The 12107-nt window shown below is 39.9% G+C and carries 7 protein-coding genes; 3 read left to right on the forward strand and 4 right to left on the reverse strand.

The window, feature by feature from the left end; genetic code table 11:
* Positions 1-48 precede the first annotated feature (48 nt).
* Together IPO46_12995 and metG are read right to left on the reverse strand one after the other, a co-directional pair.
* Positions 49-2421, reverse strand: coding sequence for a 3-hydroxyacyl-CoA dehydrogenase/enoyl-CoA hydratase family protein (locus IPO46_12995; protein QQS62968.1), 2373 nt, complete (start codon positions 2419-2421; stop codon positions 49-51).
* Between the two features lie 184 nt (positions 2422-2605).
* Positions 2606-4747: a methionine--tRNA ligase gene (metG, locus tag IPO46_13000; protein ID QQS62969.1), complete on the reverse strand. Its 2142-nt coding sequence runs from the start codon at positions 4745-4747 to the stop codon at positions 2606-2608.
* Between the two features lie 106 nt (positions 4748-4853).
* Between metG and IPO46_13005 the strand changes: the two genes are divergently transcribed.
* The gene (locus IPO46_13005) at positions 4854-5867 is read left to right on the forward strand and encodes an LD-carboxypeptidase (protein QQS62970.1); all 1014 of its coding nucleotides are present in this window, start codon (positions 4854-4856) and stop codon (positions 5865-5867) included.
* Positions 5868-5869: 2 nt separating this feature from the next.
* Here IPO46_13005 and IPO46_13010 read toward each other — a convergent pair whose 3' ends face one another.
* The gene (locus IPO46_13010) at positions 5870-8989 is read right to left on the reverse strand and encodes a gliding motility-associated C-terminal domain-containing protein (protein QQS62971.1); all 3120 of its coding nucleotides are present in this window, start codon (positions 8987-8989) and stop codon (positions 5870-5872) included.
* A gap of 40 nt (positions 8990-9029) precedes the next feature.
* Between IPO46_13010 and IPO46_13015 the strand changes: the two genes are divergently transcribed.
* Positions 9030-9938, forward strand: a complete 909-nt coding sequence (locus IPO46_13015; GenBank protein QQS62972.1) for an LD-carboxypeptidase — start codon at positions 9030-9032, stop codon at positions 9936-9938.
* Position 9939: 1 nt separating this feature from the next.
* On the opposite strand, the gene IPO46_13020 is transcribed toward IPO46_13015, so the two are convergent.
* Positions 9940-10755: an alpha/beta fold hydrolase gene (locus IPO46_13020; protein QQS62973.1), complete on the reverse strand. Its 816-nt coding sequence runs from the start codon at positions 10753-10755 to the stop codon at positions 9940-9942.
* An 86-nt stretch (positions 10756-10841) separates the two neighbouring features.
* On the opposite strand from IPO46_13020, the gene aroA reads away from it, so the two are divergent.
* Positions 10842-12107 carry a 3-phosphoshikimate 1-carboxyvinyltransferase gene (aroA, locus tag IPO46_13025; GenBank protein ID QQS62974.1) on the forward strand — a complete coding sequence of 422 codons (1266 nt, stop codon included), beginning with the start codon at positions 10842-10844 and terminating at the stop codon, positions 12105-12107.

The raw sequence follows: 12107 nt of genomic DNA on the forward strand, positions 1-12107 counted from the left end.
GAGGGTGAAGCTTTAAAAAAGCCGGTAATTTACCGGCTCTTTATTTTATTAATTTCTAAGCGGCTTGCCTGTTTTAAGTACAGATTGTATGCGTTCCAAAGTTTTCTTTTCGCCAGTGAGGCTTAAAAATGCTTCTCTTTCCAGGTCAAGCAGGTATTGCTCGCTCACCAATGCTGGTTCGCTCAAATCACCGCCACACATTACATACGCCAGTTTTTTGGCTACGGTTACATCATGATCTGTAGCATAATTTCCACGCCACATTCCATTAATGCCTGCATGCATGGCGCCAAGAGCAGAACGGCCGAGCACTTTAATATCCTTGCGCTGTACCGGCATAGTATAACCGCTGTCAAATATTTCTATTACTGCTTTTTTGGCTTCAGAAATTCTCCTGGCAATATTGATACATACATTATCGGTTCCTTTTCTGTAAATACCTAAATCAAAAGCCTCCATTGCCGATGTGCCCACTTTTGCAGTAGCAATGGTGAGGAACCTGTTTTGTAAGGGTATGGTTTCCGGTTCGCCATGCTGCATTTCATTTGATGCACGCAGCACAAATTCTTTACTGCCGCCACCGCCGGGTATTACGCCAATGCCCACTTCTACAAGGCCGGTATATGTTTCTGCTGCTGGTATTACTTTATCGGCATGAAGGCAAATTTCACAACCTCCACCCAATGCCAATCCATGTGGCGCTATTACCACGGGTATTGATGAGTAGCGTACCCTCATCATGGTATTTTGAAACATGCGTATTGCCATATCAATCTCATCGTAATCCTGCTCAATGGCCAGCATAAAAATCATACCTATATTGGCGCCTGCGCTAAAGTTGGCGCTTTCATTGGCAATTACAAGGCCTTTATATTTTTCTTCGGCAAGTGAAATGCCTTTTTGTATGCTTTCCAAAACTTCTCCGCCAATGCTGTTCATTTTTGTGTTCCATTCCAGTCCCAATACATCGTCTCCCAGGTGATAAACCCTGCTGCTGCTATTTTTCCAAATGGTTTGGTTGGTAAAATATTTCATTACCAAAAATGTATCGCCACCGGGTAAATTTTTATAGGTTTTGCCTGCAACATCATAATAAAGTCGCTTGCCATTTTCTACTTTATAAAAAGTGTTGTGGCCTGCTGCAAGCATATCATCTACCCATTTTGCCACAGTAAACCCTGCTGCCTTCATTGCTTCGGTAGTTTTTGCAAGCCCTGATGCATCCCAGCTTTCAAAAGCGCCAATTTCCCAGCCAAAACCGGCCATCATCGCATCATCAAGGCGGTACACTTCATCGCTTATTTCGGGAATGCGGTGAGATATATAAGAGAACAATGAATAATGGAACTGCCGGTAAAATTCTCCTGCTTTGTCTGTTCCATTTATCAATATTTTTAACCTTGCCGGTAAATCTTCAATGGGCTTTGCTGCTTCCAGCGTAGCAAATTTTGGTCTTTGCCTGGCAGTATATTCCATGGTTTGCAGGTTTAAAACCTGTATGTCGGATTTTCCTTCGGGTGTTTTTACTTTTTTAAAAAATCCCTGGCCCGTTTTATCGCCCAGCCAGTTATTTTCTACCATTTTATTTAACCAGGCCGGGATATTAAAAATATCTTTTGCTTCGTCATTTGGGCAATTATCATAAACACCTTTGGCAACTTTTATCAGCGTATCAATACCCACTACATCGGCGGTGCGAAAGGTTGCCGATTTTGGACGGCCAGCAAGCGGGCCCGTTAAAGCATCTATTTCATCTATGGAAAGCTGAAGTTTTTCCATAATTTTCATAATGGCCATCATGCCAAATACACCAATCCTGTTGGCTATAAATGCCGGCGTATCCTTGGTAAGCACTGTGGTTTTGCCCAGGTATAAATCACCATAATGCATCAAAAAATCTACCACAGCGGTGTCGGTAAATGGTGTAGGTATTATTTCCAAAAGTCTTAAATACCTTGGCGGATTAAAAAAGTGCGTACCGCAAAAATGTTTTTTAAAATCTTCGCTCCTGCCTTCGGCCATTAATTGTATGGGAATGCCCGAAGTGTTTGAAGTAATTAATGTGCCAGGCCTGCGGTATTTTTCCACTTCGTCAAATACCGATTTTTTTATGTCCAGCCTTTCTACCACTACTTCTATCACCCAGTCTGCTGAGGCAATATCTTTCATGTTGTCGGTAAAATTGCCTGTCTTAATTTTTTTTGCAGTATCCTTAGTATAAACAGGCGAAGGGTTCGACTTGAGCGCTGCCGCCAATGCATCATTTACAATTTTGTTGGGATCAAATTTTTTGCCTTCTTCGGGCTTTGGTTGTATATCCAGCAGCAAAACCTGCAAACCAATACCTGCAAAATGACAGGCAATACGGCTGCCCATAACCCCGCTGCCCAATACGGCAACTTTTTTTATTGTACGTTTCATATCTGCTATAGAAATTTAATTAAAACGGGAAAATCTCTCATTTTTCAAAATTAGTTGCATAGCTAACTAATTTTAATCGAAGATAGTATGTTTTTTTAATTACCTCAAAAGGTAGTAGGTTTATATGGCAAATTTTCCTAAAAAATATTAAAGTTTGGCCCAGTTAAGTTTTATAGTTTTTATCTTAACTCACATTGCTGCCTTTATCAATGGTTGTTTCGGGTTTTATAAAATGCAGTTTTCCTGATTGGTCTTCGGCCATTAATATCATTCCGTTGCTTTCTATTCCCTTCATTTTTCTTGGGGCAAGGTTGGTAACAACGGTTACCTGCTTACCAATAATTTCTTCGGCTGTATAATGCAATGCAATTCCGCTTACGATTGTTCTTGTTTCAAAACCCAAATCCACTTCAAGTTTAAGTAATTTATCTGCCTTCTCCACTTTTTCGGCAGCAATTATGGTGCCTGTTTTCAGGTCAATTTTTGCAAAATCATCAAATTGAATTATTGGTTTTAATTCTTGTTTCATTGCTGGGGTTAGTTTTGCATTATTGTTGTTTGTTTTAATCAATCCCGATTTTAATTTTTCTACCTGGGCCGTAATTTCGGCATCTTCAATTTTTCTAAAGAGCAATTCCGGCGCCCTAAGTGAGTATCCAACACTGAGTAATTTCATGCTGCCCGCATTTTCCCAATGCAGCATTTTATCTACCACCTTTAACATGAAGCACAATTTTTTTGCAGTAAAGGGTAAAAAAGGGTTTACCAAAATAGCAAGGTTGGCGCAGAGTTGCATGCAAAGGTGCAGGCAGTTGTCAATTTGTTCCTGTGCTTCGGGTATTGGAACGCCGGCTTTTGTTGCCTGCCTTGCAACAATCCAGGGTTCTTTTTCCTGCATGTATTTATTGCCAGCCCTTGCCAGGTCAATTATTTCAAACATGGCATCTCTAAACCGGTAAGCTTCAAGGCTTGCTGTAATATTTTCTTTTGCAGTAGCAATCCTTGTAATTAAATCTTTGTCCTTGTCATCTATAATATCATTATGAAAAAGGGGCACTTTGCCGTTACATAATTTATGCATTAAAACAAAAGAGCGGTTTACAAAATTGCCGAAAATAGCCACTAGTTCGCTGTTTACTGCATCCTGGAAACCCTTCCAGGTAAATTCGCTGTCCTTGGTTTCGGGGGCAATTTGGGTAAGGTAATACCGGAGCATATCCACACATTGCCCGCCGCCGTTTTCTTTATCGGTGCCATCGGCATTTTTTACAAAATCGTTGATGTAATCCCTCATTTCCAGTTTCCAATTGCGGCTGGTGCTCATTTTATCGCCTTCAAGGTTTAGGAATTCGTTGGCGGGTACATTTTCGGGTAAAATATTGCCATGCAGTTTCAACATTACCGGAAAAATTATGCAATGAAATACAATATTGTCTTTGCCAATAAAGTGCAGCAGTTTTGTGTCATTATCGTTCCAGTAAGGTTCCCAGGCTTTGCCATTATCAAGCGCCCATTGTTTAGTTGCGCTTATATAACCAATGGGTGCATCAAACCATACATACAGCACTTTGCCATCGGCATTAATTACGGGCACTTTTACGCCCCAGTTCAGGTCACGGGTTACGGCACGGGATTGCAGCCCGCCTTCTATCCAGCTTTTGCATTGGCCCACAACGGTGCTGCGCCAGTCGTTTTTGTGGTCATTTAAAATCCACTCTCTTAAAAAAGTTTCATGCTTTCCTAAAGGCAAATACCAGTGCGATGTTTTTTTCTTAACCGGCACTTTGCCGCTTAAAGTGCTTACCGGGTTTATCAGTTCATCAGGGCTCAGGGTACGTCCGCAATTTTCGCATTGGTCGCCAAAAGCCCTGTCGCTGCCGCAATTGGGGCAGGTACCTTTTATATACCTGTCTGCCAAAAAAATTTGCGCTTCTTCATCAAAATATTGTTCGCTCTCTTTTATTTCCAGTTCGCCACGGTCGTTCAGGCTGGTAAAAAAATCACGGGCAGTTTCATGGTGTATGGGTGCGCTGGTTCGGTGATAAATATCAAAGCTCATGGCCATATCCTTAAAATCCTGTTTCATGGCTTCATGATATTTATCTATAATGGCTTTAGGTGTAGTGCATTCTTTCTTTGCCTGTATGGGAATGGCGGTACCATGTTCATCGCTTCCGCAAACAAAAACCACATCTCTTTTTTGGGCACGCAGGTAGCGCACATAAGTATCGGCAGGCAGGTAAGCGCCAGCAAGATGGCCAATATGTTTTAAGCCATTTGCATAAGGAAGGGCAGAGGTAATTAAATATCTTTTCGGTTGTTTCATTATTGTTGAATGGTATGCCTTAATTTTTTAAATATCTTCTTAAAATAATTATCATGCAAAAATATCAAATGATTAGGCAATACTGAAATTTAACTAAATTCATGGCATGAAAAGACATCAGTTCCTTGCCTCATTAATTCCGCTTTCCCTTTCGGCCAAAGCTATTGCATCGGGTTTAAACAATTCCGGCGGCAGCCTTAAAACACCAGCCAGCCTTAAGCCCGGGGATACAATTGGAATAACGGCGCCGGCAGGTTTTATCAGTATTGATGCCATTCAACCGGCAATAAAAAAAATAAATGAGTGGGGTTTTAAAGTAAAGCTGGGCAATACCATCGGTAAAAAAGATTTTACATTTGCCGGTACCGATGAGGAGCGCCGCAATGATTTTCAGCAATTGCTTGACGATGACCGTGTAAATGCCATTATGTGTGCAAGGGGAGGATATGGCCTGGTACGGATTATAGATAAAATTGATTTTTCCCACTTTTCCAATAAACCAAAATGGGTTATTGGCTTTAGCGATATTACGGTATTGCATTGCCATATCAATCGGCAATTTCACATTGCTTCTTTACATGCTAAAATGTGCAACAGTTTCCCCAACGATTGGTTGCTTGCCGATGATGAACAAAAAAATACGATTGAAAGTATTCGCAAATGTATAACCGGGGAAAAAATGAATTACAGCGCTTCCTTTAATTTCAATAACCGTACCGGAACTTGCAGTGGGGTTTTGGTGGGTGGAAATTTATCTACTATTGTAAACCTTGCCGGCACTGCAAGTGATTTGGATACCCGTAATAAAATATTGTTTGTGGAAGATACCGAAGAATACCTGTACAGTATAGACCGCATGTTCTGGAACCTAAAACGCACCGGTAAATTGCAGTATTTAAAAGGGTTAATCATCGGTGGGTTTAAAAATAAAAAAGATGAGGAAGGCGAAGAATTTGGAAAATCTATTGAGGAAATTGTAAAGGAAAAAGTTAAAGGCTTTAATTATCCTGTATGTTTTGATTTTCCTGTAGGGCATCAAAAAAATAATTATGCCTTAAAATGCGGCATGTTGCACAGGCTTGTTGTAAACAATACCCAAACAACCTTAACTGAAAAATAAATTTACCGTAAAAGTAAACTGCTGCCTTTTGCAAATACTTTTTGCCTGCTTATCGGGTCGCGGTAGTTTAATAGCCATACATATGCACCTGTAGGTGAAGGTATGGTTTTAAATTTTCCGTTCCATCCTTCCACAGGGTTATGTGTCATAAAAACCAACGCTCCATACCTGTTGAAAATTTGAAAAGTAAATTCGGTTGCCAGCATCGCATTAGTAGGTTTTAAGGTTTCATTCAGCCCGTCTTCATTTGGTGTAAATGCACTAGGTACCTTAATGAGGCAGTTGTCCAATACTTTTATCAATACATCGTCTGTACCTGTACAACCATTATTATTAACGGTTACGGTATAGATTTCAGAAACGGGGTTGCTGATAATTGTAGGGGATTGAGCGCCGGTACTCCAGGTAAACTGATATAAAGGATTTTCGTTAGCGTTTAAAATTGTAGTGTATCCTGGGCACAATATTTGGTCTGCGCCAAGATAAGGCCTTGGTACCGTATAAACTTGTGTGCTGTCTTTATAGGTATAGCTGCCGCAAAACCGGTCAGTTGCTGTAAGACTAATCAAATATTGGCCCTGCCCTGTATAATTGAATAATACAGAATCTGTATTTGCAACAGTAGCGCCATGGCCGGAGTTCCAAACAAAATTGCTGATATAGCCGTTGAGGTTTGTAAATAATTTTACCCTTTCGTTGCTGCAATAATTATTAAGCAAACCAGTATAGCTAACTAATGGCAATGCCGTAATATGCACACTGTCTAATGCACTGCTGTCTCTGCAACCATGTATATCTGTGGCAATTAACTGAATAAAATATGTATTGCTGCTGTTGTACAAATAGGGCGCCGGAACCTGCCCGTTGAATTGTGTTCCATCTCCCATTAGCCAAATATATTGCAATCCGCTGCCGGTAGAATTATTGCTAAAACTAACTGGTTTGTTTACACAGGTTGTATCAGGGTTTATGCTAAATGCAGCATTAAAGGCGTTGTTCAAAATAAAATTTTGGCTTTGAGTACTATTGCAAAACCCGTTGGATACAGTTAAGCTTACGTTTACATTATTGGTTGCAACCGGAAAATACTGGCTTACATTTTGACCAGAAATTGCAGACCCGCCATTAAAAGACCATTGCCAGGAGTTGACAGCAGCGCCGCCTGCATGGGCAACAACAATTGTGTCTTCTACACAGCCCCAAAGGATATTGCCGGTAAAGTGTGCATCGGGCTGTGATAAAGTTGAAAAAGAAATGCTGTTTGTATTACTTTGTAGGGCATTACAGGTATCTATAATTCCGTTGCCATCGCTACCGGTAAGGTTGTGCAAAGTATAATTTCCTCCTAAAGATATTGGCCCGGTTAAATGCAATTCAACCCACTGCGTAAAGCCCTGCGTACAAGTAGTGTTTGTAGTGGCAGAAGCAATACTTACCGATGCCGGTCCGGCTATTGAAAAATCTGAACCATTGGCGCTGATGCTGCTGCATTTAATAGGTTTACTGTAAAAAACTTTTATTTTTGAAGGAGTACATTTTAAGAATTGAACCGAATCAAAAATGGGTAATGGCGCCTGTGTTGTGGTAAATGCAAAGGAATAGCCATTGGCAATAAATGAGTAGCAGCTATCGCTAAAGGTATTGCCATCTGTACCATTGGTTATGGTAACATTAAAATTTCCTGCAGGTATATTGCTGTTAAGTAAAATTTCTGCTTCTGTTGCATATCCTGTACTGTTACAATTTAAATTAATTGTATTAATGAGCCAGGTTCCGGGGGTTATAGAAAATTCGCTAATGCCGGAAATGCTGCTGCAAAGCACAGGCTTATCAAATTGAACGGTCAATTTATTTGGATAACACTCATTGAAAATTACATTTTGAATTAGTGGCGCAACGGTTGTTTGATTGATTACTAATGGGATGCTGAAGGGTAGGGTGAGCGCAGTTCCGCAGGTATCCACAAAGCTATTGCCATCTGTTCCATTGGCCAATGAAACCGTATAATTCCCCCAGGGAAGCGGTTGTTGTAGTGTTAATAAAATAGTATCGGTAATTAAAGGAGAACCTGTACAGATTGTTTGTGCTGAAAGTATGCTGTTACCGGGAGCATTTATTGAAAATTCAGAGCCTGTAGCTGTAATACTGTTGCACAATACTTTTTTTGATAAAGCTATTTTTAATTGCGTAGGTGCGCAACCGTGATAAGTGACGCCGGTAATATTTACAGGTGATTGTGCAGGAATGGTAAATGCAATGGGTACTGCGGCTATCATTGCCTGCTGACAAACATCAAGCAGAGTATTGGCATCGGTTCCGTTATTTACTGTTAATGTATAATTGCCAGCCGTGAGAGCTGTTTGTAAGTTTAAAATAATTTCAGTTACGGCATTGGTGCTGCTGCAATTGGATATAATTCCTGTAATCACATGAGAACCATTGGAAATTGTAAATTCTGATCCGGCAGCAGTTATACTACTGCATAAGATATCTTCAGAGAAAGTAATTTTTACTTTAGATGCATCGCAACCATTAATTCCAACACTTGTAATAGTAGGCGGATTGGGGTTACTGGTTAAAACGGAAGAGCCTCCTGTAAAATCCAAATTATACCCAAGACCGGAATTTGACCAATTGGAAACAACTATTAGGTAATCATGGCCAGCTAAAATAGTAGGCATAGCATTAAATTGAGGGTTGACGCCGGCACAATTTACATTACCTGTGCCTGTTGAGGTACAGCCTGTTGGGCCTGTATTGCCGCTAAGGTTTACAGATATTTCATGACCTCCACTAAACAATTGCGAAAAGCTTATACTGGTTACATCATATACTGCCCAATCATAATCATCTGCAGGACCCAAAGGAGTTAATAAAAATCCAAGTGCGCCGGTTGCATAGCAATGAAAAGAATACCAGGCTGCATTATCGGCATTAAAGCTCCACCCAGCACAGCCTGCAAAAGGGATAGTTGGGCCGAAACAAGAAGATATATTGCTTTGAAAAAAAGTACTGCTACTGCAAATTACGGTAGCAGTTTGTGCTGTTGAACCTGGCGAAGAGCAATTTTGTGCTTTGATAAAAAAAGGGAGCACTAATAAAAATAAAGTAATAAACCGCATTTATCCAATTTTGGTAAATTTAATTTATAATTTTGAAGTTATGAGAACGAAATTTCCACCATACCTTAAGAAAGGCGACTGTATTGCCATTACTTGCCCGGCCGGTTATATGGCGGTGCAAAAAGCGCAAACCTGTATCCACACATTGCAAAGCTGGGGTTTTAATGTGATGGTAGGTAAAACTTTAGGAAGCAATACACAAAACTATTTTAGTGGAACCGATGAAGAAAGGTTAATTGAACTGCAGGCCATGCTTGATGAACCTTCCATAAAAGCCATACTGTTTGGCCGTGGCGGTTACGGCATGGGCCGCATCATTGATAAATTAAATTTTAAAAAATTCCTGAAAAACCCAAAATGGCTTATTGGCTTTAGCGATATAACTATTTTGCATACCCATATTTTTAATAATTATGCTATTGCCACTTTACATGCACCTATGGCTGGTGCTTTTAATGAGCAGGATACGGAATTTGTACTTTCCCTAAAAAATGCTTTGCTCAATAAAAAGGCAAAATACAATAGTGCGCCTTATTCTTTAAATAAAATAGGAAAAGCCACCGGCAAACTGGTTGGTGGCAACCTGGCTTTGCTGGCGCATGTTGTGGGCACAAAATCTGACTTTACTACAAAAAATTGTATTTTATTTATTGAAGATACCGGTGAATATTTATACAGTATAGACAGGATGATGCACCAGCTTAAAAGAAGTGCAAAGCTAAAAAACCTTGCCGGGCTTATATTGGGCGGATTTACCGATATGAAAGATACCGAAAGGCCTTTTGGTAAAACTATTGAAGAACTTTTGCTGGATGTGGTGCAGGAATATAATTATCCCGTATGTTTCCACTTCCCTGTGAGCCATGCATTGCATAACTATGCATTGAAAATAGGGGCAACTTACCAGTTAAATGTAAGCAAAGAAAAAGTAGCGCTTAAAGAGCAATAATTTATTTTATTAAAATAGAATCTAAAGCGGTTTTATATTCTTTAAATGCTGCAAGATTATGGTGCGTACCTCCGGTTATAGTTATAAACTGGTCTGTTGGTTTCAACTTATTTTTTAATTTTTCGGCACAACCCAAAAAAACAACGCCATCATCTGTACCATGAAAAATAGTTACAGGCGACTGTGTATCTTCCAAAAATTTATAGGTAGGTAAATTAAACTTACTCATTTTGCCGGCGGGGTAAATAAATGCGTAAGAGCCAAATAAATCGGGTATGCTGTAATACGGCGTTTCCAAAACAAGCGCTTTGGGCTTAAAGGTAGATGCAGTATAGGCTGCAATGGCGGTGCCCAGCGATTTTCCGTAAACAATTATGCTATCGTTGGCAAAAGCATGTTGCGCCATTTTGCGAATAGATAAAGCCTGGTCGTATAATTTCTTTTCGGTTATTTCCCCGCTGCTTTTTCCAAAGCCGGGGTAATCTTCCATCCAAACCTCGTAGCCCTGTTTTGTAAATACTTCTGCAAATTTTGCATAGCGTTCCACATTTTCCCTGTTGCCATGAAAGTATAACACAACGCCTCTTGTAATGTTTCCTTCCGGTAAAAATTTAACCAGGTTGCAGGTGTCTTCTTTATTAAAAGGGATATTGATTTCCCTGAATTTTTGGGTAAAGCTAAATTGATGGGATGCATTCAATTTTACCGGGTGAAATAAAAACTTTTCCTGCAGGTAATAAAGTGCAATGCCAATAGTGCAATACACAAGTACTGTTATTTTAAGGAGCCTGAATATTTTTTTTCTTTTAGTTGCCATTTATAATTTTATAGTAGGCAAAGGTAAAAATTTCCGCTTTTTACAAGCGTTAAATTTATTTTAACCAGGCTTTGTATCTTGTGCCTGTGAACCTAAAAGTACAACCCGGCATTTTTGATGGGAATTTTATTGCACCTGCTTCTAAAAGCTGTATGCAGCGGGCTTGTGCGCTGGCTTTGCTGCATAATGGCCCAACCGTTATTGAAAACCCGGGAAAAAGCAATGATGATTTGGCTGCATTGGCAATTATTAAAATCCTTGGTGCCGAAGTAATTGAAAAAAACGGCTTGTTATATGTACAATCCCTGGGCGTAAACCCTGTTGCCAACTCAGTAAATTGTGGCGAAAGCGGCCTTGCAGCACGTATGTTTGCACCTATTGCGGCATTATGCAAGGTGAAGTTAACCATTACAGGTGAAGGCAGTTTACTGAAAAGACCGATGCATTTTTTTGAAGAAATTTTACCGCAATTAGCAGTAACTATAAAAACCAATAACGGCTTTTTACCATTGCACATAAAAGGGCCATTACAGAGTAAGGATATTACTATTGATGGCTCTGTAAGTTCACAATATTTAACCGGGCTTTTGCTGGCATTTGCCCATTGCGAAAAACCAGGTACAATAAATGTAAAAAACCTTAAAAGCAAACCGTATATAGATTTAAGCCTGCAAATGATGAAGCATTTTGGCTATACCATAAAAAATAATAACTACGAAAAATTTGAAGTTGTACCATTAAGCCAAAAACAAGGGGAAAAAATAAATTACACAGTAGAAGGCGACTGGAGCAATGCTGCATTTTTGCTTGTAGCCGGAGCTATTGCCGGTAAAGCCGTGATCAGCAATTTATATATCCATTCGGCGCAGGCAGATAAAGCCGTATTGCAGGCTCTGGAACTTGCGGCTGCAGATATTTCCGTAAAAGAAAATGAAATTTCAGTAAACAAATCTATGCTTCGGCCTTTTTGTTTTGATGCAACCCATTGCCCCGATCTATTTCCGCCATTGGTTGCATTGGCTGCTTATGCCCACGGAACATCGGTGATTGAAGGATGTGAAAGGCTGCTACACAAAGAAAGCAACCGGGCCTTAACTTTGCAGCAGGAATTTGCAAAACTTGGGGTAGTAATAGCATTAAAAGATAATAAAATGATGATTGAAGGAAGTGGAACTGTAAATGCGGCACAGGTATTCTCTCACAACGATCACCGTATAGCAATGGCCTGTGCTGTGGCAGCTTTGGGCGCAAAAGGCGCTGTTGATATTGAAGCAGCAGAAGCAGTCAATAAATCGTATCCCGCTTTTTTAAGCCATCTTCAATTGGCAGGTATTATAATTACAAAAGCATAA

This window comes from Chitinophagaceae bacterium, from assembly GCA_016699815.1.
Taxonomy (GTDB): domain Bacteria; phylum Bacteroidota; class Bacteroidia; order Chitinophagales; family Chitinophagaceae; genus Ferruginibacter.

What these genes read in the sequence shown, in the direction of transcription:
- metG (QQS62969.1), bottom strand. Translation starts at nt 4,747, where the DNA reads ATGAAACAACCGAAAAGATATTTAATTACCTCTGCCCTTCCTTATGCA.
- IPO46_13015 (QQS62972.1), top strand. Translation starts at nt 9,030, where the DNA reads ATGAGAACGAAATTTCCACCATACCTTAAGAAAGGCGACTGTATTGCC.
- IPO46_13010 (QQS62971.1), bottom strand. Translation starts at nt 8,989, where the DNA reads ATGCGGTTTATTACTTTATTTTTATTAGTGCTCCCTTTTTTTATCAAA.
- IPO46_13020 (QQS62973.1), bottom strand. Translation starts at nt 10,755, where the DNA reads ATGGCAACTAAAAGAAAAAAAATATTCAGGCTCCTTAAAATAACAGTA.
- IPO46_13005 (QQS62970.1), top strand. Translation starts at nt 4,854, where the DNA reads ATGAAAAGACATCAGTTCCTTGCCTCATTAATTCCGCTTTCCCTTTCG.
- IPO46_12995 (QQS62968.1), bottom strand. Translation starts at nt 2,421, where the DNA reads ATGAAACGTACAATAAAAAAAGTTGCCGTATTGGGCAGCGGGGTTATG.